The organism is Streptomyces sp. NPDC037301 (assembly GCF_055602785.1).
Genome location: NZ_JBVJWD010000002.1, coordinates 369,343 through 393,081, shown reverse-complemented (window position 1 = coordinate 393,081; position 23,739 = coordinate 369,343). Strand labels below are relative to the sequence as shown.

The window sequence follows — 23,739 nt, the reverse complement described above, 5'->3', positions numbered from 1 at the left end:
AGCATCGGACTGGGCGGGACGAACGCCGCGTGACCCGTTCCCCCGCCGCCGCTCCGGGCGGCACTCTCGTCCTTGACAGCGAAGGACTGGCCAAGGCCGTCCTGCGGGACCGCACGGTTACCGCATGGCTCGCCCTCGCCCGCGCAGACGATCTGCGGGTGATCACGTCTGCGGCCACCCTCGTGGGGGTGGTCCATCCCCGGATCAATCGGCCGGCCCTGGAGTGGACCCTTTCGCGCCTCGTCGTCGAACCGGTCACCGAGCCGATCGCCCGTCACGCCGCCGCCCTCCTGGCCGACGCCGGTCCGCGCGGCCACAAGTACGCCATCGACGCCATGCTCGGCGCTACCGCGCTCGCCGCCCCGGGGTCGGTCACGGTGCTCACATCCGGCCCGGAGGACCTCACCGCTCTGTGCGGCGGACGCATCACCGTCATCAAGGTCTGACCCGGCGCTCTCCACGACATGGTGTGGCTACATGTCGGCCCTCTGCCAGTTGCTGTGCTCACATCCACCGAGACCGATGGGCCACAGAGGCGTCACCCTCCCCGGAGCGCCTCAGCGCACCCACCAGCGAAGAGGCCGACCTCTACCGGCAACACCACCGGGATTCCTGGATGCCGCAGAGCGATACTCCCGCCCTCCGGTTGAATGACCGTGTGACACGGAACACGGGATTCGACGAGACCGATCTGCGCGCGCTGGCCGGTCCGCGCTCCTTCGAGCGAGGCCAGGGATACGTGGATGCGGTGACCGCCATGGAAGTGGGCGACGGCTGGATCACGGCCACGGTTCATGGGACGGACGCGTACGCGGTGGAGTTGTCCCTCGGCGGACCCGGCAGGCTGGGTGGGGAGTGCGACTGCCCGTACGGCGTGGAAGGCAACTTCTGCAAGCACCTGGTCGCACTCGGCCTGACCGCGCTCGGCGAGGCGGCTGAGCTGCCGCGGCAGCGCAGCCGAGCCCGGAGTCGTGGGCAGAAGCTGGACGTGTGGCTGGCCGGACTCTCCAGGGACGAACTCCTCGCCCTTGTCCGGGAACAGATCGCCGAGGACCGGCAGGTACGCCGCCGCCTGGAACTGCGGGCGGCGAGCGCCCGCGGCGACCTGGCCGAGGTCCGTACCCGGATCCGTGAACTCCTCGATATCACCCCCTTCGCGCAGTACGGATACGTCGAGTACGCCGATGCCCGCGCGTATGGCGAACAAGCCGCGCAGGCGGTGTCCGCGATCACCGCGCTGACCTCCACCGGGCGGGCCGAGGACGCGATCCACCTGTCGCGGGAGGCGATGCGGCTGCTGAGCGAGGTGCAGGACGGCATCGACGACTCCGACGGGCAGCTGAGCGAAGTCGGGGCCGCTCTCGCCGAAGCCCATCTCGACGCGTGCCGTACGGCTCGGCCGGACCCGGACGAGACCGGGCGGTGGCTCGTCCGGCATGTGCTCAGTGACCTGGACGACCTGACGGACATCGACCCGCTCGACTACGCGGATGTCCTCGGAGAGCAAGGCATGGTCACCGTACGGCAGTTGGCTGTCGAGGCGTGGCGCGGCAACCGCACGGGGTGGGCGGAGAAGTACCTGCTGGAGCGGCTGGCCAGGGCGGGCAATGATGTGGACACCGTGGTCGCCGTTCACGCGGCAGACCTCGCACCTGACGGCAGCACCCACCTGGTCATCGCCCGCGAACTGGACACCGCGGGCCGTCCCGACGAGTCCCTCCGGTGGGCGGAGCGCGGCATCGAGGAAGCGTCCGGCCCCGTTGCCCCCGACATCGCCTTGGTGGACTACCTCTGCGACCGTTACACCCGCGCGGATCGGCTCTCCGACGTCGTCGCCCTGCGCCGCGACACCCTCGCCGCCCGCCGTTCCCTGGCCGCATACCAGCAGCTGCGTGCGGCCGCGCAGGCGGTCGGCTGTTGGCAGGCGGAGCGTGAGCGAGCTCTCGCGCTGCTGCGGGCCGATGCGCAACAGCGGCAGCAGTCCTGGTACGGCGGGCCTGTCCTGATCGACGCCCTGCTCGACGACGAAGACATCGCCACCGCCTGGCAGGCCGCGGCCGAGACCGGCGCCCACGACCGGCAGTGGCTCGCCCTCGCCGACCAGACACGCGCCGCTCGTCCCTCCGACGCGCTCCGCGTCTACCTGCGCCTGGCCGAACCTCTCACGAAGCAGACCGGCAACGCGATCTACGAGCAGCTGACCAGCCTGCTGTTGAGCAGCCGCGACTGCCACCGCCGCCTGGGCACCGAGGACGAGTTCAAGTCGTACGTCGCTGCCCTGCGAGCCGCCCAGCGACGCAAGCGGAATCTCATGCGGCTGCTCGACCAGCACGGCTTGTGATCCCTCAGCCGCACGAACACCTGTGGACACGGAGGACGGCATACCTCAGTCTGATGCGACGGACGAACGACTGCCGGTCGGCTCGGGCCGTGCGGTCTACGGGTCCATGTCCTCCGAACCGCCGGAACCGATCTGCTCCGCTCGCAGCGCCAGGTCCTGCAGTACGTCGGCGGAGGTCACGTCCGTCTGCCCGGAGTCGTGCACCTGGGCCAGCATCGCGAAGGCCAGGGTGAACGCGCCGACCAGCTGCTCCACCGCGCCGCCGACCTCCCGGCCGACAAGGACCGCGACCTCTTCGATCGAGGCGTCCTCGGGGATCGTGATCCGGGGCATCGTCTCGTTCAGGAGCGCGGTCACCACGCTCGGATCGGTCTCCACATCTTCGCGGTCCACGTTCTCTTCGAGGAGCCGGCGGATCTCGCCCGCCTCCGTGAGGATTCCCACGACACGCTTCACCACTTCGCTCTGCTCCATCCAGTGAGCATAGGCGCGGTCCACTGCGACCGGCGGCCGGTCGGTCTTTCGTGCCTTCGTGCCTCCGCCGGTCCGGGGTCGGTCCGGGGTCGGTCCGGGGTCGGTCCGGGGAACCGCAAGGGGCCAAGCGTGCTCTCGTACAGGGGACGCGGCTGCAGGGCACCTCGGCCTTGTACGGTGACCGGCCCCGGTACTTCGATCAAAGGAACCTCATGGACTCGGTGTTGACCGTGATAGTCGTTGTGATCGGCACAGCGTTCTACCTGCTGCCGTCGCTGATCGCCTTCAACCGGAGCAGCGGGGACCGGTGGTTGGTCCTGGTCATCAATGTTGTCTTCGGCGCGACTCTGGTGGGCTGGGTTCTGGCCCTCTATCTGGCGCTGCGCAAGCCCAGGGTGTCCGCCGCCGCGTGATGTCCGTGCTCGCGAGCCGGATGGCGGGCCTCGGCAGCTCAGCCGGCCGGTGAAGTCGGGGGTGTCCGGGGGAGACATCTTGGGGCCCCGCTCCGGCCCGGATTCGTACGCGCCCTATCGTGACGCCATGCATATGGCGCATTTAGCTTCACGGATCGGTAAGGCGCTGGTCGTGACCGTGATCGCCGCCGCCCTGTCCCATCTGTTGCTGTCCGACGGCCTGTCGCTGTCCCAGTGGCAGCAGGCGGCGACGAACGTGGGCGGTGATCTCGGGGGTTCCGGGGGCACCGCGTTCTCGGCGGCGGTCGTCAACACGATGCTGGCCATGCCCGCCGTGCTGTGGGCGGGCATGCGACTGCTGCGGGAGCGTCGCGTGTATCTGATCGTGGCCGTCGGCACCGTCGGCTGGTTCTTCACCGTCGGCCATTACATCGATCAGCTCAGCGACCGGCCGGACGTCGTGATGCCGCTCGGGCCCCTGACGCTGTTCATCGCCGTCACCGCCCTGTCCTCCGTCGTCCTCGGGCCGCAGGAACGAGTGAATCCGGGATCGCTCTCCTCAGCGTCGGCTCAGCCCGTCGAAGACCGAGCCATCGGATCTGTCGGGCAAGAGGCGGCTTAGCGGCACCTGCGGCGGTGACGACAACGTCGGGGAGCCCGGCAGCCCTTCCGGCCCCCGCGTCAGCTCACCGGCAACCCCGGTGCCGGATACCCGTCCATCAGGTCCTTCACCTCCGCGCGCACCTTCGCGACGGCCGACTCGTCGCCCGTGCGGGCCGCCTCGACCACGCGGGTGATCCATTCCGCGACCGTTCCCATCTCCGAGGCCGGGATGGAACGGGAGGTCAGGGCCGGGGTGCCGATGCGGATGCCGGAGGGGTCGAAGGGCTTGCGGGGTTCGTAGGGGACGGTGTTGTGGTTGACGACGATTCCGGCTCGGCCCAGGGCCTTCGCCGCGATCTTGCCCGGGACGCCGCGGGAGGTCAGGTCGATCAGCAGGAGGTGGTTGTCCGTGCCGCCGGAGACCAGGTCGAAGTCGCGGGAGGCCAACTCCTCACCCAGGGCCCGGGCGTTGGCGACCACCTGGTGGGCGTAGGCGCTGAAGTCGGGGCGGGCGGCTTCTTTCAGGGCGACCGCGATCGCTGCCGTCGTCTGGTTGTGGGGGCCGCCCTGGAGGCCGGGGAAGACGGCGCGGTCGATGGCGCGTGCGTGTTCCGCCCTGCTCAGCAGCATCGCGCCGCGCGGGCCTCGCAGGGTCTTGTGGGTGGTGGTGGAGACCACGTCGGCGTACGGAGCGGGCGAGGGGTGTGCGCCTCCTGCGATCAGGCCGGCGATGTGGGCGACATCGGCGACCAGGACCGCGCCGACCTCTCGGCGATCTCGGCGAAGCCCGCGAAGTCGATCGTCCTGGGCACGGCCGTTCCGCCGCAGAAGATCAGCCCGGGACGCTCGGCGAGGGCCAGGTCGCGTACCTCGTCCAGGTCGCTGCGGCTGGTGTCGCGGCGTACGCCGTACTGCACCCCGCGGAACCAGGCGCCGGTGGCCGAGACGCCCCAGCCGTGCGTGAGGTGACCGCCCATCGGCAACGAGTTCGAAGATCCAGCCCGGATATCGGTACACCGGCTGCACGTATGTGACCAGTTCGACCTCGCTCGGCACCGGCCCGACGGACTCGGCTTCGAACACCTGAGGGCGCATTTCCGCAGATTCTCCGTGAACTACCCCATCACCACGGCCACTTGGTCGATTCTTGGTGAATGCATGCCCCCTGCATGAGGCGTCCCTCGCCAGAGTGGCGCATTACATGTGCACATCATCCGGCGCATGCTCCACACGCGAAGAACCACATCGCAGGGGGTTACATGAGAACCAGCCGCGCGAGAAGTCGCGCCGCGCTGAGCATGGCAGCGACGCTGCCGCTGCTTGCCGGTGCGCTCGCCCTCGGGATACCGAACGCCAGCGCGGACTCCGCACCGAGCGGGCGGAACGCGCTGCAGGGCACCAAGCCTGTCTGGGCGACCGCCAAGGCCGACCGGGGGGCCACGTCCGACAGCAACAAGGTCAGCGTCCGGGTCCATCTGGCCGGACGGGACGCGAAGGGGCTGGCCGCCTACGCCGCCGCCGTGTCCAACCCGCAGTCCGCTTCGTACGGGAAGTACCTGAGTGCCGAGCAGGCGCAGGCCCGGTTCGGGGCCACTCAGCAGCAGATCGACCAGGTCGGCCGGTGGCTGAAGTCGAACGGGCTGACCGTCACCGGCGCCAACCGGCACTACGTCTCGGCCACCGGTGATGTCGCCGCCGCCGAGAAGGCGTTCGGCACCCAGCTGCGCAACTACCGCAAGGGCAGCCGGACCTACCGGGCCCCGGCCTCCACCGCCTCCGTGCCCGCCGGGCTGAGCGATGCCGTTCTCGCCGTCTCCGGCCTGGACAACGCGCCGCACAAGTCGAGCCACGACGAGACGCTGCCGCCGCCGGACGCGGTGTTCCGCAACTCCGGCCCCTTCTCCTCGTACTACGGCTCGAAGACCGCGTCGACGCTGCCGAGCGCCTACGGGTCCAAGGTGCCGTACGCGGTCAAGGGCTACACCGGAAAGCAGCTGCGCGCCGCCTACGGGGCGGGCGACTGGACCGGCAAGGGCGTCACCGTCGCGATCACCGACGCGTACGCCTCGCCGACCATCGCGAAGGACGCCGCCGAGTACGCCAGGCGCAATGGTGACGCCCCGTACCGCCGTGGGCAGCTCAGCCAGGTGCTGCCGGCCGACTACACGAAGACCGAGGAGTGCGGGGCCTCCGGCTGGTACGGCGAGGAGACCCTCGACGTCGAGGCCGTGCACGCGGTCGCGCCCGCCGCCGACATCGTGTACGTGGGTGGCGCCTCCTGCTACGACGCCGATCTGCTGGACTCGCTGAACAAGGTCGTCGACCACCGGCTCGCGGACATCGTCTCCAACTCCTGGGGCGACATCGAGGCCAATGAGACCCCGGACGTCGCGGCCGCGTACGACCAGGTCTTCAAGATGGGCGCGATCGAGGGCATCGGCTTCTACTTCTCGTCCGGCGACGACGGCGACAACGTCGCGTCCACGGGTACGAAGCAGATCGACGTCCCGTCCAACTCCGCCTGGGTGACCTCGGTCGGCGGCACCGCGCTGGCCGTCGGCAAGAACGACACGTACCAGTGGGAGACCGGCTGGGGCACGCTGAAGGCGAGCCTCGCCGACGACGGCAAGACCTGGACCGGCTTCCCGGGCGCGTACACCTCCGGCGCGGGCGGCGGCACCAGCTCGTCCGTGAAGCAGCCGTTCTACCAGCGCGGAGTCGTCCCGGACTCGCTCGCGCGGGCGAACGGGAAGACGCGGATGCGCACGGCCCCGGACATCGCGGCCGTCGCCGACCCGAACACCGGCTTCCTGGTCGGCCAGACCCAGACGCTGCCCGACGGATCGCTCGGCTACGACGAGTACCGCATCGGTGGTACGTCACTGGCCGCGCCGGTCATCGCCGGTGTCCAGGCGCTCGCGCAGCAGGCCCGGCACGGCCTGCCGATCGGTTTCGCCAACCCGGCGATCTACGCCCGGTACGGCTCGAAGGCGTACCACGACGTCACCGACCACCCGCTGGGCCCGAACCGCGACCTCGCGGTGGCCAGGGTCGACTTCGCCAACAGCGTCGACGCGGCGGACGGCGTGCTGACGTCGGTACGGAGCCTCGGCAAGGACGCCTCGCTCAAGGCAGTGAAGGGGTACGACGACGTGACGGGTGTCGGGACTCCGGCGGCCGGATACGTGAACTCGTACCGCCGGCACTGACGTAGCGGTTGGTATACGTCGACGGCCGTCCCGGGGCCCCCGCTCCGGGGCGGCCGTCGGTCGTGCGTGGGCCCGGGTTCGTGCCGCGCACCCGTATCTCAGGCCGAGGCGCGCTTGCGAGGGGCCGCCTTCTTCGTCGTCGACTTCGTGTCCGACTTCGCGGTGGTCTTCTTCGCCGTCGTCTTGGCGGACGACTTCGCCGTCGACCGCGCGGCGGTCTTCTTGGCGGGTGCCCTGCTCGGCGTCGACTTCTTCGTGGCCGTCTTCTTGGTTGACGCCGTGGCCTTCTTCTTCGCTCCGGTTCCGCCCGACTTCTTGCGGCCGGTGAGCGAGGTGACCTTGGCGACTGGCGCGCCTGCCGATTCCCCGGCGGTCTCCGGCTCCTCGCCACGGGCCTCCTTCGCGGCCCGGACACTGTTCTCCAGCGCTGCGATCAGGTCGATGACCTTGCCGCTGCCCGAGGCGTCCGCCTCCGCCGGCTCCAGGGTCCGGCCGTCCGCCTTCGCCGCGATGAGTTCCTCGACCGCCTCGCGGTAGTCGTCGTGGAGCGAGTCCATGTCGACCTCACCGAGGGTGGCCATCAGCGCGTCTGCCAGATCGAGTTCGGCATCGCGGACCGTGACCTCGGCCTGTGGGGCGACGCCCTCGGGGCTGCGGATCTCGTCCGGCCAGAGCAGGCCGTGCATGGCGATCACATCGTCGACCACCCGCAGCATGCCGAGCCGTTCGCGGCCGCGCAGCGCGTATTTCGCCACGGCGACCTTCTGGCTCCGCTTCAGCGCCTCACGCAGCAGGGTGTACGGCTTGGCCGCCGGGACTCCGTCGGCGGAGAGGTAGTACGCCGCGTCCATCTGGAGCGGGTCGATAGAGGCGGCCGGCACGAAGGCGACGATCTCGATCGTTTTGGCGGTGGGGAGCGGGAGGGAGCTGAGGTCCTCGTCGGTGATCGGGATCACCGAGCCGTCGGCGTCCTCGTACGCCTTGCCGATGTCGGCGGCGGTGACCTCCTGCTCGTCGATCTCGCAGACCTTCCGGTACCGGATCCGGCCACCGTCGGCGAGGTGGATCTGACGGAAGGAGACCGAATGGTTCTCGGTGGCGTTGACCAGCTTGATCGGGATGCTGACCAACCCGAAGGCGATGGCGCCGTTCCAAATGGACCGCACTGTTCACCCCTTGTGTTCATATAGATACCTATAGATCCGGGAAACGTGTGATTCTTATCGTATGACGCCGATCACAGAGGTGGAGGGGCGGCGGCTGGCGCTCAGCAATCTCGACAAGGTGCTGTATCCGGCCACCGGAACCACCAAGGGCGAGGTGCTCCACTACTACGCGGCCACCGCGGCGGGTGCCCTGCTCGCGCATCTGTACAACCGGCCCGTGTCCTTCCTGCGCTATCCGGACGGGCCGGACGGGCAGCGCTTCTTCACCAAGAATCCGCCGCCGGGTACGCCGTCCTGGGTACGGACCACCGCCGTGCCGCACGGTGAGGACAAGCAGGCCAGACAGGTGGTCGTGCAGGATCTGGCCTCGCTGATGTGGGCGGCCAATCTGGTGGTGGAATTCCACACTCCGCAGTGGCAGGCCGACGCGCCCGGGATCGCCGACCGGATGGTGTTCGACCTGGACCCCGGTGCGCCCGCGACCGTGGTGGAGTGCTGCACGGTGGCACTGTGGCTGCGCGAGCGGCTGGCGGCGGACGGGTTGCTCGCGTACGGGAAGACCTCGGGGTCGAAGGGGCTGCATCTGCTCGTACCGCTGGAGCCCACCCCCGCCGATCGGGTGTCGGCGTACGCGAGAGGGCTGGCCGTCGAGGCGGAGCAGGAGCTTGCGGAGCTGGTCGTGCACCGGATGACGCGGGCGTTGCGGCCGGGAAAGGTGTTCGTCGACTTCAGCCAGAACGCGGCGGCGAAGACGACCGCCACGCCCTATACGCTGCGCGCCCGGCCCGAACCGACTGTCTCGGCGCCCGTCACCTGGGCGGAGATCGAGGAGTGCCGGGCGCCGGGGAAGCTGGTCTTTCTGGCCGGTGACATGGGGGCGCGGCTGGAGCGGTACGGGGATCTGCTGGGGCCGCTCATCGATCCGAACCGGGCAGGGCGACTGCCGGCCGCGCGGTAGGGGCGGGGCCGGGTCGGGATGGCCGCCGTCCTGTCCTCGATCGCCGGACGGGCTGCCCTCATCGGTCGATCGACGCGTCCGGAATTCGCCCCGGAGCGCATAGCGCATAGCGGACGATCTTGTCATGTCCTCAGGAAAAGACCGCATGCGGAGGGCGTAGCGTCCGAACCGTGGTGCACACTCCTCGCAGACACTGCTTCGTGGAATTGTGTGGGGAGGCGATGGCGTGTTCGCAGGAATCGACGAGGTCGACTGGGCCTCGATGGAGCATGCCTACGGGCCTGCCGATGATGTGCCGGCGATGCTGCGGGGTCTCGCATCCGCCGATCCGGCGGAGCGCGAGGCGGCGCTGGACGGCATGTACGGGGCCGTTCACCACCAGGGTGATGTGTACGCCTGCACGCTGGCCTGCATTCCGTTTCTCTTCGAGCTGGTCGTGGATCCGGGCATTCAGGACCGGGGCAGCATCGTCGAGCTGCTCACCAGCATCGGCGGTATCGATCTGGACGGGGACGACGAGGACGAGATCGACGAGGACGAGATCGAGGGCGCGGCGAACTACGCGATGGCGGCGACCGCCGTCACCGCGGGTGCCGGGGTGTTCTTCGAGCTGATGGCCGACGAGGACCCGGGCGCGCGGCTCTCCGCGCCCCTGGCACTCGCTACGCTCCACAGCCAACCCGTGCGGGTCCTCGCGCTGCTGCGGGAGCGGCTGCCGGTGGAGCCGGCCGAGGAGGTACGGCTCGCGCTGGTCGAGGCCGCGGGGCGGGTCGCTCTGCGGCATCGTGCGCTGGCCGGACAGGCGGCCGGCTGGCTGACCCGGCTGACCGGTGAGGGGTTCCCGCCGGGGTTGCGGCTCGCCGCGCTGGCCCAGCTGGCGCGGTGCGCGCCGGATGCGCTGCCGGGCGATGTCGTACGAGTGGTGACGGGGCTGCTGCGGCAGCTGCGCTCGGAGCCCGTGCGCCGGGTCGGGGCGACTCCCGCGGTCGATGCGCAGGCCGGTCCGGCCGAGGCGGTCGCAGCCGTCGACGCTCACTCCGAGGCGGCCGGGACCGGGGAGCCGCCCGTCGAGGAGCGGGCCGCGCCCGTGACCCTGGTGGGGCAGTTGCGGGCGCTGTCCGACGAGGAGACTTCGGGTCACACCGCCCCCTGGACGGCGGACCTGCTGCGGACGCTGCATGTCGGGCTCGACGACCGGGTCGCCGAGCGGACGGCGCTGCTGACGTATCAGCTGCGCAGCCCCGACCACCAGCAGCGGATCGATGCGCTCCGGATGAGCAGCGGGCTGATCCGGGCCTGGCGCGGCTCGTACGAGGAGCTGGTCCGGCTGGTGGGTGAGCAGCTCGCCACCCCCGAGCCACGGCTGGCCGAGGCCGCCGCGCATGTGCTGGAGGAGCTCTTCGGGCTCGCCGCGCCCGCCGCCGATGCGCTGGCGGCTCGGGTGGCGGCGGACCCCGGCGCCTGGGTTCAGGACTGGCCGAGCGGGCCTCCGGGGCTCGGCAGCGCGGTGAAGGCGCTGGCCAGGCTGGGCGATGCCCGTGCCGTGCCCGCGCTGGCCGCCGCGCTGGAGCGGCCCGAGGTGCCGCACGATGTGGGATTCGCCATCGGCTGTCTGGGGGCGGCAGCGGCCCCGCTGACCGCTCTGCTGCGCCGCAGGCTCGGCGAGGTCCGTCTCGACGAGGGGGCGTACGACCAAGCGAGCCCGCTGCTCACGGGGCTGACCGCGCTACGGGCGGACGAGGCGATGCCGGAGGTGCTGCGGGTGCTGCGCGGCGCGCCGGAGTACCGGGGCGAGTGGCTGCGTACGGCGGCACTGCGGGCGCTCGGTTCGTTCGGGCCCGCGGCGCAGGGTGCCATACCGGAGCTGCGTGTTCTGCTGCGCCGCCCCGGGAGCACCTCGGCGACGGAGGTCGCGGAGGCCCTGTGGGCGGTGGCCGGGGACGCCGACGCCGTGTTGCCGGTGCTGATCGAGGGCCTGCAGGCGGAGCGGGCCCACGAACGGCGCTCGGCGGTGAACGCGCTGAGCAGGCTCGGGACGCGGGCGGCGGTGACGGCGCCCCGGCTGCGCGCACTGCTCGGGCACGAGGAGCTGTGGCTGCGGGTGGACGCGGCGATCGCACTGTGGGACGTGTCCGGGCGGGCCGAGGAGTCCGTACCCGTGCTCCTGGCGGCCTGGGAGAAGAACCGTCATGTCCGCGTCCGGGTGGCGGAATGTCTGGCGCGGACGGGTGTCGCTGGTGCAGGGTCGGACGTGGCACATGTGCTGCGCGCCGAGCTCGCCTCCGTACGCCGTCACAACGCGATGGACGGTGGATACGGCAGCCACGACACATACGAGGACGAAAAGCTGCTGGCGCTCTGCCGGCAGGCGCTTCCGGGTAATACGGGGAAGGGACCCACAACATGATCATTTTCGGTACGCGGGGTTATCTGTACCAACTGGCCATCCTGACGATGGTCTGCGGCTGGTGCGGCAATCCGGCCGCGCACACGCTGCGCAAGCGGGTCACGAAGTTCACGCTGTTCTTCGTGCCGCTGTTCCCGTTCTCGACGAAGTTCGCGACGCAGTGCACGTTCTGCGGCGGGGAGCAGCAGATCCCGAAGGAGCAGGCCGAACAGCTGCTGGCGCAGCACGCCGCCTCGCAGGACGGCAATCCGTTCGGGCAGGCGCAGGGACAGGGGCAGGGACAGGGACAGCCGGGATACGCGCCGGGCGGACAGGGACAGAACCCCTACCAGCGCTGAAGCAGCATCCCAAACAGCGCTCCAACAGGCACTAAATAGACAAAAATGACTTCCTTCCGAATAAGGTCTATGAGGCACAGACCGCGGGAAGGGAGGGTGTCATGCGTTCGCATCGCCGGGTGCAGCGCCGCACGGCGGCGGCCCTCGGGGCCGTCGTCGGCGCAGTGCTGCTGGCCGGCTGCGGCGCCGGCGGGGGGCTGCGGAGCGCCGGAGCGGCCCCGACCGCCATCGGGCCCGCCCGGCTCTGGCCCGAGCTGCCGCCCGCCTCCGCCGCTCCGTACGACTACGGCGAGGGCGAGACCGCACGCATCCCGGGGATCGAGGTGCCGGACGGCGATGTGCACCGTCTGGATCCGGTGGCGGTGGTGCAGGCGGGCCTGAAGGCCCGGCCCAACCGGTCCACCGGCACGGCCGCCCTCCCCGCCGGCACAGTCCGCCACATCGTCGCGTGCCATACCGAGCCGGCTTCCTGTCCCGTGCTGCAGCCCTACTTCCGTGATCTGACGGGCGACGGCAAGGACGAGATGGTGCTCGGCGTCCGGTTGCCCGGCCGCCAGCTCTCCGTGCGGGTCTATATGCCGGAGGCGGGCGGGCTGACCCGGATCCTGTCCACCGCGGACGCCGTGATCAGCGTCGACCTGGCCGGGCGGGATCTGATCATGCGGGTGCCGTCGGCCATCACCGGGTACGAGTACCGCACCGCCTGGTCCTGGGACGGCAGGCAGCGCGCGATGCTGCCCACCCGGGACGAGATCCTGCGGATGCCGGCGTCCCGGGCCCCGCAGCCGCACCCCACGACCGCCCGTCCGACAACCGGATCCACGACCGCCGGACCCACCGCCACACCGTCCGTCGGCTTCTCCGCGGAGCGCCGATGAGGCGGCACGGAACGAAGCGGCGCGGGCTGCGCGCGCCTGCCTGGACCGCGACGCTCACCTGGAAGTCGGCCGTCTTCATCACCGTGATGTGCTGCGCCCTCGCCGCACTGCTGAGCGTGCTGGTCCACACCGAGGTGACCCGTCAGACCGTCCGCCAGGCCCGCGAACAGGCGCTGTCCCGGCTGGAGGACGTCACCATCGCGTACGAGACGGGCGAGGCGCTCCCGCCAGGTTCCGGCATCGATCCGCCGGGGCTGCCCGCCTCCCTGCGCGCACTGGCCGTGGGCGGCAACCGCGGCACGCTCGTCGCCCATCACAACGGGCATCCGGTCATGTGGGCGGCGGCTCCGGCCGACGGCCGCGCGCTGGCCACGGAGGTGGACTACAGCCAGAGCGCCCGCACGATCAACGATCTCGACGGGGCGATCGTCGGCTCCTCCCTGCTGGCCACCGGCGCCACCCTGCTCGTCGGCGCGTTCGCCGTCACCCGGGTCACCCGGCGGCTGCACCAGACGGCCCAGGTGGCCCGCCGGATCAGTGCGGGCGACCTCGACGCCCGCGTCGGCGACCCGCGCACGGCGGACCCTTCGCGCCCGCAGGACGAGGTGGCGATCGTCGCCGGTGCGCTGGACACGATGGCGTCCACGCTCCAGCGCAAGCTGCTGACCGAGCAGCGGTTCACCGCCGATGTGGCGCACGAGCTCCGCACCCCGCTGACCGGCCTCTCGGCCGCCGCCGAACTGCTGCCGCCGGGGCGGCCGTCCGAACTGGTACGGGACCGGGTCCGGACGATGAGGGGGCTGACGGAGGATCTGCTGGAGATCTCCCGGCTGGACGCCCGTACGGAGCAGGTCGATCTCGATGTCCACGAACTGGCGCCGCTCGTCGAACGCGTGGTGCGCGCATCCGGAACGGAGACCGAGATCCATTCCGAAAGAACCGCCGCAGGGCGACCGCAGGAGCACGTACAGGTCGAGACCGACAAGCGGCGCCTGGAGCGGGTGCTGGGCAATCTGATCACCAATGCGCACGAGCACGGCCGCCCCCCGGTGGTACTGACGGTCGATGGGCCAGTGGTGACCGTACGCGATCACGGGCCGGGTTTTCCGGACTATCTGCTGGACGACGGCCCGCAGCGGTTCCGTACCGAGCGGGGCGGCAAGGGACACGGTCTCGGGCTGACCATCGCCGTCGGGCAGGCGGAGGCGATCGGCGCCGGCCTCACCTTCTCCAACGCCCAGGACGGCGGGGCGGTGGCCCGGCTGACGCTCCCCGAGTACGTACGGCTGGACGACGAGGTGGGGGAAAGCCGGGACGATCCGGAATCCGGACCGCATCACAAGGAGTGAGGGGGCGTCAGCCATACACCCGCCGACACCTGCCCGCCGGGCAGACTCTCATGAACACGTCTGTGGACATACCTGCTATGACATAAGGGAAATAGACACCACCTCTTGCTACGTTGCGTGGCATGACCGCAACGACGGCGGACGCACCCCCGCCCGATCTACGTCTGCCCAAGCGGCGCGGAGTCGAGCTGCTGCTCCTCGTCGGGGCCGTCCTCATCTCCGTCTACGGCTACGCCGCCGTCGGCCTGGCCAGGAACGACGCGGTCCCGCCCGATGTGGCCGGTTACGGCGCGGGCCTGGGGCTGCTCGCCCTCCTCGCCCATCTCGCGGTCCGCTTCCGTGCCCCGTTCGCCGATCCGCTGCTGCTGCCCATCGCCGTACTGCTCAACGGGCTCGGCCTGGTGCTGATCTACCGGCTCGACCTGGAGACCCCGAAGGACCAGGCGGCCCCCACCCAGCTGATCTGGTCCACGCTCGGCGTGGCGCTCTTCATCGCGGTGGTCGTCTTCCTGCGCGACCACCGGGTGCTCCAGCGATACGCCTATCTCTCGGTCGCCGCCGCCCTGGTCCTGATGATCGTGCCGATCTTCTTCCCCGCGGTGAACGGCGCCAAGATCTGGATCCGGGTCGGCGGATTCTCCTTCCAGCCGGGCGAGTTCGCCAAGATCCTGCTCGCCGTGTTCTTCGCCGCGTATCTCGCCGCGAACCGCAACGCCCTCGCCCACACCGGCCGCAGGATCTGGAAGCTCCAGCTCCCCACCGGCCGGGTGCTCGGCCCGATCGTGGCGATCTGGCTGCTCAGCGTCGGTGTGCTGGTCCTGGAACGCGATCTGGGCACCTCGCTGCTCTTCTTCGGCCTCTTTGTGATCATGCTGTACGTGGCGACCGGCCGGACCGGCTGGATCGCGGTGGGTCTGCTGCTCGCCGCCGTCGGCGCGTTCGTCGTGGGCTCCCTCGAACCGCATGTGCACAGCCGGGTCCAGGACTGGCTCGACCCGTTCGCATCCATCGACGCCGGCCGGGGCCCCAGCCAGCTGGCACAGTCGCTGTTCGCGTTCGCCGCGGGCGGGATGCTCGGCACCGGGCTCGGGCTCGGCCACTCCATCCTCATCGGCTTCGCCACCAAGTCCGACTTCATCCTGGCGACCGCGGGCGAGGAGCTCGGCCTGACCGGACTGACCGCGGTCTTCCTGCTGTACGCGCTGCTCGTCGCCCGCGGCTACCGGGCCGGCCTCGCCCTGCGCGATCCCTTCGGGCGGCTGCTGTCGATCGGTCTCGCCTCGATCCTGGCGCTCCAGGTGTTCGTGATCGCGGGCGGGGTGATGGGGCTGATCCCGCTGACGGGCATGGCGATGCCGTTCCTCGCCCAGGGCGGTTCGTCCGTCGTCACCAACTGGATCATCGTGGCGCTGCTGATCCGGGTCAGCGACCAGGCCCGCAGACCCCGTCCCGGCCATGTGGAGACCGGAGTCATCGCGCCGGTGGCGGAGGACGAGCGGTGATCCCGCCCCCGCGAACTGTGGTCCCGTACCCGCCGCGAGCCCCGGAGGCCAGGCCGTGATCCGCTACATCCGCCGGGCCGCCGCGCTCTGTCTGCTGCTGCTCGTGGCGCTGCTGCTGAACGCCGCCCGCATCCAGGTCCTCGATGCCGACAGCCTGGACAACAATCCCGCCAACCGCCGCCTCACGATCGCCCGTTACAGCCAGCCGCGCGGCAACATCCTGGTCGGCGGCAAGTCCGTCACCGGCACCAAGGACACCGGCGAGCAGCTCAAGTTCGAGCGCACGTACAGATACGGCCCGCTGTACGCACCTGTGACCGGCTACGCCTCGCAGACGTACGGCACGACCCTGATCGAGAACGCCGAGGACGGCATCCTCTCCGGCACCGACTCGATGCTCGCCCCGTTCCCCCTGTGGAACGAGATCACCCGCAGCCAGCAGCCCGGCGGCAATGTCGTCACGACCATCAAGGACTCGATGCAGTGGGCCGCCTACGACGGGCTCGGCGGGCGGCGGGGCGCGGTCGCCGCCGTCGAGCCGTCGACCGGCAGGATCCTGGCGCTGGTCTCGACCCCTTCGTACGATCCCGGGCGGCTCTCCGGCACCGGTTCGCCGGTCACCGACGCCTGGCAGCAGCTGAACGCGGCGAAGAGCCAGCCGATGCTCAACCGGGCGATCCGGCAGACCTATCCGCCGGGCTCCACCTTCAAGATCGTGACAGCGGCGGCCGCCCTCGACGCGGACGTCGTCACCGACCCCGACGACGAGACCGACACCCCGTCCCCCTATGTGCTGCCGGGTACGTCGACCACGCTCCCCAATGAGGCGGAAGGCTGCGAGAACGCCTCGCTCGCCGAAGCGATCCGGGTCTCCTGCAACACCGTGATGGCGGAGCTGGGGGTACGGGTCGGGCTGAAGGGCATGGTGGACGCGGTGCGGAAGTTCGGCTTCAACGACACCGGGCTGAAGATCCCGTCGGGGGTGGCGAAGAGCAACTTCGACACCGAGATGTCCGACGACCAGCTGGCGCTCTCGTCGATCGGGCAGTTCGACACGACGGCGACACCACTCCAGATGGCGATGGTCGCTGCGGCAGTGGCGAACGGCGGCGACCTGAAGTACCCGTATCTGGTGGACCGTACGACCACGAGAAGCGGCTCGACCGTCCACCGGAACGGCTCGCACACCTACCACCAGGCGATGAGCCCTCGGACGGCCGTGCAGTTGCGGCGGATGATGGTCGACGTCGTGGAGCAGGGCACGGGGTCCAACGCCGCGATCGACGGGGTGAAGGTCGGCGGCAAGACCGGCACCGCACAGCACGGCATCGACAACTCGGGCAGGCCCTACGCCTGGTTCATCTCCTGGGCGCAGGCGCCGGACTCGGCGCAGCCGGCCGTCGCGGTCGCCGTGGTCGTCGAGGACGCGGCCGCGAACCGGGCCGACATCAGCGGCGGCGGCAGCGCGGCCCCGATCGCCCGTTCCGTCATGCAGGCGGCTCTGGGAAAATGACCGCGTGACGGATGCGGGCGAGGTGGGCCGGGCTCTGGAGCGGATCGGGCGGGAGGATCCGCGCCTGTGCGCGTTCATCGAGGTGTGGCCCGAGAGGGCGCTCGCCGACGAGGATCGGGCCCGTCAGCTGCCGCTGGCCGGTATGCCGTTCGCGGTCAAGGGGCCGGCCGGTATCCGGTCGTACGCGGCCCGGCGACTGGTCGCGGCCGGTGGCGTCCCGGTCGGCGCGACCTCGGTGCCCGGCCCCGGCACGCCCTGGCAGACCTGGGGGCTGGGCGCCCACGGCCGTACGGTCAACCCGTGGCACCCCGAGCGCACACCCGGCGGTTCCTCGGCGGGCTCGGCGGTGGCGGTCGCGGCGGATCTGGTGGAGCTGGCGACCGGCAGCGACGGGGCCGGGTCGGTACGGATTCCGGCAGCGTGGTGCGGGGTGTTCGGCCTGAAGACGACGAACGGCCTGCTGCCCTCCCCCGACCGGTCCGGGCTCGCTTCCGCCGGGGTGCTGACCCGTTCGGCGGCCCGGGCCCAGACCTATCTGCACTGTGTCCTGGGCGGCTGCGAACCGGCGACGGCGGACCTTCCGATCCCCGCTGCCTTCAGCCCCGATCTGGGGTACGCGGAGGTCGACCCGGAAGTCGAGTCGGTCGTCCGGCGCGCGGTGGGGCGGCTCGTGGCGGGCGGGGTGGTGCGGCTCGTGGACCGTACGTGCGAGCTGCTCGACCCGCGAGAGGCATGGCAGGCGGTCCGGAGCGGGGAGCCGTCCCGGGCCGCCACGGAGATCCGCCGCGAGAACGACCTCCGGCTCGACGCCCTGTTCTCCCGTACCCCTCTGCTGCTCACCCCGACCACCCCCAACCGTCCGCACGGCCACGACGGTCCGGGCGATCTCTACTCGACCGCGCTGACCTGGGCGTTCAATCTCAGCGGGCATCCCGCCGCGAGTGTGCCCGCCGGGTTCACGGCGGACGGCTGCCCGGTCGGGCTCCAGTTGGCCGCAGAGCGCGGGGCGGACGTCTCACTGCTCGGAATGGCCCTTGCGGTGGAGAAAGTGCTGACTACCGTGCGGCCATGACACACAGCGACCGACAGGCCGGCCATGAACTGGCCCAGGTGAACACAGCCCGCCTCAGATTCCCCCTGGACTCCCCCGAGCTGAACGACTTCGTCGACGCCCTCGACCCGGTGAACGCGGTCGCCGACAAGGCCGCCGGCTTCGTCTGGCGGCTGCAGAGCGAAACCGGCAACGCCACCGACGTACCGATCTTCGGGGACACCTGGCTGATCGTGAACATGTCGGTGTGGCGCGACACGGACGCACTGACGGCGTTCATGTACCAAGGGCAGCACCGCGAGCTGCTGGCGCGGCGGCGCGAGTGGTTCGAGCGGGTGGAGGAGGCCATGACGGCCCTGTGGTGGGTACCGGCGGGCGTGCGCCCAACGGTGCAGGACGCCGAGGAGCGCCTGCTCCATCTGCGTGAACACGGGCCCACGGAGCGGGCGTTCACTCTGCGGAAGTCCTACCCGGCACCTGCCGCGACGGGCTGACCGGGCGGTCGGGCGGCGCCGGCCGCGAAGGGCTGACGGCTCAGTTCAGCGGCTCCCGGCGTTGCAGCCACTGTGCGGGCACTCCGTCGACCCCGGTGGCCGCGCCGACGACGCCGCCGGTGATGGCGCAGGTCGTGTCGACGTCGCCGAAGCCCTCGGCCGTTGCCCAGAGGGCCGCTTCCAGGTCGTCCGGGTGCCGGGCCGCGGTCCACAGGGCGAACGGGACCGTGTCGTCGGCGCGGATGCGCTGTCCGTTGCCCAGCAGATCGGCAGCCTTCCACGGCTCGGTGGCGAAGGGCACGTCCAGGGCCCGGTGCAGGCCGTCGCGTACGAGCCCCTCCGGGGTACGGTCGGCGACCGCGGCCAGGGTGAACTCGCCGCGCACCGACAGCGCCGCCGCAACCGCGACGGCCACCGCGCCCGCGATGCCCTCCGGATGTGCGTGGGTGACGGCGGCCTGCAGCGCGGCCTGCTCGGCGGCGTGAGGGACGTCCTCGTGGAAGTGCGCGCCGAGCGGTGCGACCCTCATCGCGGCACCGTTGCCGAGGCTGCCGCCCTCGAAGAGTTCGGGCGCCAGCGTGCGCCAGTCGGCCGGTGAGGTCAGCAGTTCGGGCAGCAGGATGTGCATGCCGTGGCCGTAGCCGCGGGCCGGGTCGGCCTCGAAGGCGAGCGCGAAGCAGAGCGCGAGGCGGTCCTGGTCGACCCGGCCGTGCTCGTCGATGACGCGCAGCAGGGCGCGGGCCAGGGCGGTGTCGTCGGTCCAGTGCCAGACCGGCTCCTCGGGGGTGCGACGCGCCCTGATCTCGTCGAATGCTTGCCGGGGCTCGCGGAAGAGAGGAAACCACCGCTCGCCGAACGCATCGCCCAGGGCCAGTCCTTCAAGGCTTCGGCGGGCGGCTGCGGAGCCTGCGGTGAGGGGCGGGGGCGGAGTCGTCATGCGCGCCATCCTCCCGGGACCGGCGGACGGCGTACATCCATTATGGCCCAGGAAGGTGCCCCGTTCCGTCGTGCTGTCGAATGATCTTGAGCTGCTTTTCGCGCCCTACCGTGACTCCATGACCGTTCTTCACGTACGCGACCACGGCGGCCCCGACGACGGTGGCCGGCCGGTCCTTCTTCTGCTCCATGCGGCCTCGCGTTCCCTCGCCGACTGGGACGCCGTCGCCCCGCACCTCACCGCCGGCCACCGGATGCTCGCCGTCGACCTGCCCGGCCACGGCCTCAGCACCGCTTCGTCGTGGTCGTTCGACGCGGTGCTGGGCGACCTGGACGAGACCCTCGCCACCCTGGGGGTCACGGGCGCCGTGGTCCCCGTCGGGCATTCGCTGGGCGGGATGGTCGCCGCGCTGTACGCCGCCGAGCGGCCGGACCGGGTGCCGGGGGCGGTGAACCTGGACGGCTTCTGGTGGGGCACGCCCGCGCAGTACCCGGGGCTGAACCCGGACGAGGTGGCGCGGCGGCTGGCCGACATCGGGGACATGGCCCGGGCGTCGGCGGGACAGCGGATGCCTGCGGATTACGTCGAGCAGCAGGCCACGTACAGCATGGGGCTGGGCATCCCCTACGAGCGGGCCGAGACGTCGTTCCGCGCGAGTGTGCGGGAACTCGACCACGGCGGCTGGCAGTTGCTGCCGGAGCGGGAGTGCGCACTGGAGATGCTGGATGCTCTGGACGCCCTCGATCTGTTCGCGCTGTTCCGCCGCGTCCCCTGCCCGCTGCTGCTGGTACGGGCCCTGCACCGGGTGCCGCCGACGCCCGGCCTGGAATGGCTGGACGAGCTGTTGGAGGCGTACGGGCAGGGCCTGGCCCGGGATCTGGCGGAGCTGGCGGCGGAGCGGGCGGGCGTCACGGTCCAGGGCATCGGGGCGACGCACGCGATGCTGCTGGAGGTGCCGGAGCAGGTGGCCGAGCTGGTGCGGGGATTCGTCGCCCGGCTGTGAGTCCCCCGGGTCCCCCGGGTCCCCCGGGTCCCCCGCCGGACGATCGCTCTGTTCTCAGTCTCCGGACGGGCCGCTCCCGCCCTGCGCTATCGCCTCTTCGACCTCCGCGACCCTGGCCTGCTCCTCCGCCGCGAAACGGTCCTTGTCCAGTTGTTCGGCCAGTTCCTCGTCCTGGGCCATCAGCAGGTCCAGGTTGGAGTCGCCGAGCTCGAAGACGCCCATGTCGACGTAGGCCTTCTGGAGCCGTTCGCCCCACAGGCCGATGTCCTTGACGCACGGCACTATCCGGCTGAACAGCAGCTTGCGGAAGAGCCGCAGAAACGGTGACTGCTCGGAGAGTTGTTCGGCCTCCTGCCTGCCGATGCCGAAGTTCTCCAGCACCTCGATGCCCCTGAGCCGGTCGCGCATCAGATAGCAGCCCTCGATGACGAACTCCTCGCGTTCGCGCAGTTCGGCGTCGCTCAGCTGCTTGTAGTAGTCGCGCAGCGCCATCCGCCCGAAGGCGACGTGCCGGGCCTCGTCCTGCATGACGTACGCGAGGATCTGCTTGGGCAGCGGCTTGGCCGTCGTGTCGCGGATCATGCCGAACGCGGCTAGGGCGAGGCCCTCTATGAGGACCTGCATACCGAGGTAGGGCATGTCCCAGCGGGAGTCGCGCAGGGTGTCGCCGAGCAGGCCCTGAAGGTTGTCGTTGACCGGGTAGAGCATCCCGACCTTCTCGTGCAGGAACCGGCTGTATATCTCCGCATGCCGGGCCTCGTCCATGGTCTGGGTCGCGGAGTAGAACTTCGCGTCCAGGTCGGGGACGGACTCCACGATTCTGGCGGCGCAGACCATGGCGCCCTGCTCACCGTGGAGGAACTGACTGAACTGCCAGGCGGTGTAGTGCTTGCGCAGCTCGCCACGGTCCTTGTCGGTCATCTTCACCCAGTGCGGTGTGTCGTACAGGGTGAGGACGTCGTCCGGGGTACCGAGCGGGTCGACGGGGTCGACCTCCAGGGACCAGTCGATGCGCTTGTTGCCGTCCCACTGCTTGTCCTTTCCCTTCTGGTAGAGGGCGAGCAGGCGTTCGCGGCCGTCGTCGTAGTCCCAGCTGAAGCGGGCGGCGCCGGAGGCGGGCACCTGCCACAGCGGTGTGTCGGGGGCAGTGGTGTAGAGGTCGTGTGTCGACACGGACGGCTCCTTCTCGCCTTGCGTGCTCCGATAAGTTCCTTGGCGGTTGCGTCAGTTGGCAGGTTCACACGTTGCTAGACGCCGGGTCAACAAGTCGCACGCAAGGGATTGACGGCCTTGCTGACGGAGAGTCTCATAAGAAGTGACCGCCGGTAACCCATGTGTGAGGTGCCTCCAGCCATGACGACAGTGACCGAACGCGACGTGCAGTTGCTTCGCGACGCACTCGGCCCGCTCCGGGACCGCGAGCAGATCGCCGAGCGGCTGCTCGAATCCTCGGCCAAGCACTCCTTCGATCCGGACAAGGAGCTCGACTGGGAATCGGCGGTCGAGGAAGGCAAGTGGTTCTGGCCGCCCGAGCTCGTCTCGCTCTACGACACCCCGCTGTGGCGGAGGATGTCCGAGGAGCAGCGGTCGGACCTGGCCAGGCACGAGGCGGCGTCGCTGGCCTCCCTGGGCATCTGGTTCGAGATCATCCTCATGCAGCTGCTGGTCCGGCACATCTACGACAAGCCGGTGACCAGCAACCACGTCCGCTACGCGCTCACCGAGATAGCCGACGAGTGCCGGCACTCGATGATGTTCGGCCGCATGATCAAGTGGAGCGGGTCGCCCGACTACCCCGTACCGCGCGTCTATCACAACCTCGCACGCGTGCTGAAGACCATGTCCACCACGCCCGGTTCGTTCGCCGCGACCCTGCTGGGCGAGGAGATCCTCGACTGGATGCAGCGGCTGACGTTCCCGGACGAGCGCGTCCAGACGCTGGTGCGCGGTGTGACCCGCATCCATGTCGTCGAGGAGGCGCGGCACGTCCGGTACGCCCGCGAGGAGCTGCGCCGCCAGATGGTGACCGCCCCGCGCTGGGAGCGCGAGTTCACCCGGGTGAGCTGCGGCGAGGCGGCCCGTGTCTTCTCCGTCTGCTTCATCAACCCGATGGTGTACGAGAACGTCGGCCTGGACCGCCGCGAGGCCGTCGCCCAGGTGAAGGCGAGCGGTCACCGGGCGGAGATCATGCAGACCGGTGCGAAACGGCTGACGGACTTCCTGGACGACATCGGGGTGCTCAACGGGGTGGGACGCAGGCTGTGGAAGAGCGCCGGCCTGCTCGCCTGAGCCGACGCCCCGTTGCCCGTACGGGCGGAGCGCTTAGGCTTCATGGCATGACCACTGCCGCGCCGCCGACCCGTGCGTACCGAAGGCTCAGCGTCGAGGAGCGCCGCGCCCAGCTCCTCGGTGCGGCGCTCACTCTGTTCGCACACCGGGCCCCCGACGAGGTCTCGCTCGACGAGGTGGCGACGGTCGCCGGGGTCTCCCGCCCGCTCGTGTACCGCTACTTCCCGGGCGGGCGGCAGCAGTTGTACGAGACGGCGCTGAGGTCCGCCGCCGAGAAACTGATCCTGTGCTTCAGCGAGCCGCCCGTCGGGCCGCCCACCGAGCGGGTGCTGCGGGTGCTCGACCGCTATCTCGCCTTCGTGGACGAGCACGACGCCGGCTTCAGCGCACTGTTGCGCGGCGGGAGCGTCGTCGAGACCTCCCGTACGACCGCGATCGTCGACGAGGTGCGGCGGGCGGCGGCCGAGCAGATCCTGCTGCACCTGGGCCGGGGCGGCGCGGATGCGGGGGCCGAGCCCGGACCGCGGCTGCGGATGATGGTGCGCACCTGGATCGCGGCCGTCGAAGCGGCGTCCTTGATATGGCTGGACGAGGGGAAGCGGCCCGCCGCGGCCGATCTGCGCGACTGGCTGGTCGACCAGCTGATCGCGCTGCTGGCCGCGACGGCGGCGACGGACCCGGAGACCGCGTCGGCGGTGGCGGAGCTGCTGCCTCTGGAGAACGCCGCAGGTCCGGCCGGGCGGCTGGCGGAACGGCTGATCCCGGTGGTCGGCGGGGCGGCCCATCTGCTGCCCGAGGGCTGATCGGTCAGACT

21 protein-coding genes and 1 pseudogene are annotated in these 23,739 nt (G+C 70.6%); 17 read left to right on the top strand and 5 right to left on the bottom strand.

Annotation, left to right across the window (positions count from 1 at the left end; genetic code table 11):
• Positions 1–29: 29 nt before the first annotated feature.
• Both ACZ7IB_RS05115 and ACZ7IB_RS05110 read left to right on the top strand, forming a co-directional pair.
• The gene (locus tag ACZ7IB_RS05115) at positions 30–446 is read left to right on the top strand and encodes a type II toxin-antitoxin system VapC family toxin (RefSeq protein WP_470909261.1); all 417 of its coding nucleotides are present in this window, start codon (positions 30–32) and stop codon (positions 444–446) included.
• 311 nt (positions 447–757) lie between these two features.
• Positions 758–2,341, top strand: a complete 1,584-nt coding sequence (locus ACZ7IB_RS05110) for an SWIM zinc finger family protein (RefSeq protein ID WP_470909529.1) — start codon at positions 758–760, stop codon at positions 2,339–2,341.
• Positions 2,342–2,437: 96 nt separating this feature from the next.
• On the opposite strand, the gene ACZ7IB_RS05105 is transcribed toward ACZ7IB_RS05110, so the two are convergent.
• The gene (locus ACZ7IB_RS05105; protein ID WP_327272909.1) at positions 2,438–2,815 is read right to left on the bottom strand and encodes a hypothetical protein; all 378 of its coding nucleotides are present in this window, start codon (positions 2,813–2,815) and stop codon (positions 2,438–2,440) included.
• A 212-nt stretch (positions 2,816–3,027) separates the two neighbouring features.
• Here ACZ7IB_RS05105 and ACZ7IB_RS05100 point away from each other — a divergent pair, with 212 nt between their 5' ends.
• Both ACZ7IB_RS05100 and ACZ7IB_RS05095 read left to right on the top strand, forming a co-directional pair.
• Positions 3,028–3,228, top strand: a complete 201-nt coding sequence (locus ACZ7IB_RS05100; protein ID WP_470909259.1) for a superinfection immunity protein — start codon at positions 3,028–3,030, stop codon at positions 3,226–3,228.
• 127 nt (positions 3,229–3,355) lie between these two features.
• Complete coding sequence (locus ACZ7IB_RS05095; protein WP_470909257.1) at positions 3,356–3,850, top strand: hypothetical protein; 495 nt, start codon at positions 3,356–3,358, stop codon at positions 3,848–3,850.
• Between the two features lie 59 nt (positions 3,851–3,909).
• Here ACZ7IB_RS05095 and ACZ7IB_RS05090 read toward each other — a convergent pair.
• Positions 3,910–4,817 (bottom strand): annotated as a pseudogene (locus tag ACZ7IB_RS05090) (serine hydroxymethyltransferase); the annotation flags it as partial.
• A gap of 273 nt (positions 4,818–5,090) precedes the next feature.
• Here ACZ7IB_RS05090 and ACZ7IB_RS05085 point away from each other — a divergent pair.
• Positions 5,091–7,040, top strand: coding sequence for a S53 family peptidase (locus tag ACZ7IB_RS05085; protein ID WP_470909255.1), 1,950 nt, complete (start codon positions 5,091–5,093; stop codon positions 7,038–7,040).
• 98 nt (positions 7,041–7,138) lie between these two features.
• Here the strand turns inward: ACZ7IB_RS05085 and ku are convergent, their stop codons facing one another.
• Positions 7,139–8,206 carry a non-homologous end joining protein Ku gene (gene ku, locus ACZ7IB_RS05080; RefSeq protein WP_470909254.1) on the bottom strand — a complete coding sequence of 356 codons (1,068 nt, stop codon included), beginning with the start codon at positions 8,204–8,206 and terminating at the stop codon, positions 7,139–7,141.
• A 61-nt stretch (positions 8,207–8,267) separates the two neighbouring features.
• On the opposite strand from ku, the gene ligD reads away from it, so the two are divergent.
• The 9 genes from ligD (at position 8,268) to ACZ7IB_RS05035 (ending at position 18,696) form a co-directional block, all read left to right on the top strand.
• The gene (gene ligD, locus ACZ7IB_RS05075; protein ID WP_470909252.1) at positions 8,268–9,164 is read left to right on the top strand and encodes a non-homologous end-joining DNA ligase; all 897 of its coding nucleotides are present in this window, start codon (positions 8,268–8,270) and stop codon (positions 9,162–9,164) included.
• 226 nt (positions 9,165–9,390) lie between these two features.
• Positions 9,391–11,571 (top strand): HEAT repeat domain-containing protein, encoded by a 2,181-nt coding sequence (locus ACZ7IB_RS05070; RefSeq protein WP_470909251.1) that lies wholly within the window; start codon positions 9,391–9,393, stop codon positions 11,569–11,571.
• Positions 11,568–11,909: a zinc ribbon domain-containing protein gene (locus tag ACZ7IB_RS05065; RefSeq protein WP_382221283.1), complete on the top strand. Its 342-nt coding sequence runs from the start codon at positions 11,568–11,570 to the stop codon at positions 11,907–11,909. Before ACZ7IB_RS05070 ends, ACZ7IB_RS05065 begins: the two co-directional genes overlap by 4 nt.
• Positions 11,910–12,010: 101 nt before the next feature.
• On the top strand, positions 12,011–12,787 hold the full coding sequence (locus tag ACZ7IB_RS05060; protein WP_470909250.1) for a hypothetical protein: 777 nt from the start codon (positions 12,011–12,013) through the stop codon (positions 12,785–12,787).
• Entirely contained in the window at positions 12,784–14,136 is a 1,353-nt protein-coding gene (locus ACZ7IB_RS05055) for an ATP-binding protein (protein ID WP_470909248.1), read from the top strand. The genes ACZ7IB_RS05060 and ACZ7IB_RS05055 overlap by 4 nt, the downstream gene beginning before the upstream one ends.
• A 122-nt stretch (positions 14,137–14,258) precedes the next feature.
• Positions 14,259–15,638, top strand: coding sequence for an FtsW/RodA/SpoVE family cell cycle protein (locus tag ACZ7IB_RS05050; RefSeq protein WP_470909246.1), 1,380 nt, complete (start codon positions 14,259–14,261; stop codon positions 15,636–15,638).
• A 55-nt stretch (positions 15,639–15,693) separates the two neighbouring features.
• Entirely contained in the window at positions 15,694–17,151 is a 1,458-nt protein-coding gene (locus tag ACZ7IB_RS05045) for a penicillin-binding transpeptidase domain-containing protein (protein WP_470909244.1), read from the top strand.
• A 4-nt stretch (positions 17,152–17,155) separates the two neighbouring features.
• Positions 17,156–18,223: an amidase family protein gene (locus ACZ7IB_RS05040; protein WP_470909242.1), complete on the top strand. Its 1,068-nt coding sequence runs from the start codon at positions 17,156–17,158 to the stop codon at positions 18,221–18,223.
• Complete coding sequence (locus ACZ7IB_RS05035; protein WP_470909240.1) at positions 18,220–18,696, top strand: DUF3291 domain-containing protein; 477 nt, start codon at positions 18,220–18,222, stop codon at positions 18,694–18,696. Before ACZ7IB_RS05040 ends, ACZ7IB_RS05035 begins: the two co-directional genes overlap by 4 nt.
• A 40-nt stretch (positions 18,697–18,736) precedes the next feature.
• Here ACZ7IB_RS05035 and ACZ7IB_RS05030 read toward each other — a convergent pair whose 3' ends face one another.
• Positions 18,737–19,633 carry an ADP-ribosylglycohydrolase family protein gene (locus ACZ7IB_RS05030; protein ID WP_470909239.1) on the bottom strand — a complete coding sequence of 299 codons (897 nt, stop codon included), beginning with the start codon at positions 19,631–19,633 and terminating at the stop codon, positions 18,737–18,739.
• Between the two features lie 118 nt (positions 19,634–19,751).
• Here ACZ7IB_RS05030 and ACZ7IB_RS05025 point away from each other — a divergent pair, with 118 nt between their 5' ends.
• A complete protein-coding gene (locus ACZ7IB_RS05025; RefSeq protein ID WP_470909237.1) occupies positions 19,752–20,636 on the top strand; it encodes an alpha/beta fold hydrolase in 885 nt (294 codons plus the stop codon).
• A 54-nt stretch (positions 20,637–20,690) separates the two neighbouring features.
• Here ACZ7IB_RS05025 and ACZ7IB_RS05020 read toward each other — a convergent pair whose 3' ends face one another.
• Positions 20,691–21,809, bottom strand: a complete 1,119-nt coding sequence (locus ACZ7IB_RS05020; protein WP_470909235.1) for a ferritin-like domain-containing protein — start codon at positions 21,807–21,809, stop codon at positions 20,691–20,693.
• A 180-nt stretch (positions 21,810–21,989) separates the two neighbouring features.
• Between ACZ7IB_RS05020 and ACZ7IB_RS05015 the strand changes: the two genes are divergently transcribed.
• Positions 21,990–22,925 (top strand): AurF N-oxygenase family protein, encoded by a 936-nt coding sequence (locus ACZ7IB_RS05015; protein WP_470909234.1) that lies wholly within the window; start codon positions 21,990–21,992, stop codon positions 22,923–22,925.
• A 47-nt stretch (positions 22,926–22,972) separates the two neighbouring features.
• Entirely contained in the window at positions 22,973–23,728 is a 756-nt protein-coding gene (locus ACZ7IB_RS05010; protein ID WP_470909232.1) for a TetR/AcrR family transcriptional regulator, read from the top strand.
• Positions 23,729–23,739 lie beyond the last annotated feature (11 nt).

Coding starts and splice junctions, on each gene's coding strand:
- ACZ7IB_RS05035 (WP_470909240.1), top strand. CDS start 18,220: ATGACACACAGCGACCGACAGGCCGGCCATGAACTGGCCCAGGTGAAC.
- ACZ7IB_RS05030 (WP_470909239.1), bottom strand. CDS start 19,633: ATGACGACTCCGCCCCCGCCCCTCACCGCAGGCTCCGCAGCCGCCCGC.
- ACZ7IB_RS05010 (WP_470909232.1), top strand. CDS start 22,973: ATGACCACTGCCGCGCCGCCGACCCGTGCGTACCGAAGGCTCAGCGTC.
- ACZ7IB_RS05050 (WP_470909246.1), top strand. CDS start 14,259: ATGACCGCAACGACGGCGGACGCACCCCCGCCCGATCTACGTCTGCCC.
- ACZ7IB_RS05060 (WP_470909250.1), top strand. CDS start 12,011: ATGCGTTCGCATCGCCGGGTGCAGCGCCGCACGGCGGCGGCCCTCGGG.
- ACZ7IB_RS05085 (WP_470909255.1), top strand. CDS start 5,091: ATGAGAACCAGCCGCGCGAGAAGTCGCGCCGCGCTGAGCATGGCAGCG.
- ACZ7IB_RS05055 (WP_470909248.1), top strand. CDS start 12,784: ATGAGGCGGCACGGAACGAAGCGGCGCGGGCTGCGCGCGCCTGCCTGG.
- ACZ7IB_RS05065 (WP_382221283.1), top strand. CDS start 11,568: ATGATCATTTTCGGTACGCGGGGTTATCTGTACCAACTGGCCATCCTG.
- ACZ7IB_RS05100 (WP_470909259.1), top strand. CDS start 3,028: ATGGACTCGGTGTTGACCGTGATAGTCGTTGTGATCGGCACAGCGTTC.
- ACZ7IB_RS05110 (WP_470909529.1), top strand. CDS start 758: ATGGAAGTGGGCGACGGCTGGATCACGGCCACGGTTCATGGGACGGAC.
- ACZ7IB_RS05105 (WP_327272909.1), bottom strand. CDS start 2,815: ATGGAGCAGAGCGAAGTGGTGAAGCGTGTCGTGGGAATCCTCACGGAG.
- ligD (WP_470909252.1), top strand. CDS start 8,268: ATGACGCCGATCACAGAGGTGGAGGGGCGGCGGCTGGCGCTCAGCAAT.
- ACZ7IB_RS05015 (WP_470909234.1), top strand. CDS start 21,990: ATGACGACAGTGACCGAACGCGACGTGCAGTTGCTTCGCGACGCACTC.
- ACZ7IB_RS05095 (WP_470909257.1), top strand. CDS start 3,356: ATGCATATGGCGCATTTAGCTTCACGGATCGGTAAGGCGCTGGTCGTG.
- ACZ7IB_RS05025 (WP_470909237.1), top strand. CDS start 19,752: ATGACCGTTCTTCACGTACGCGACCACGGCGGCCCCGACGACGGTGGC.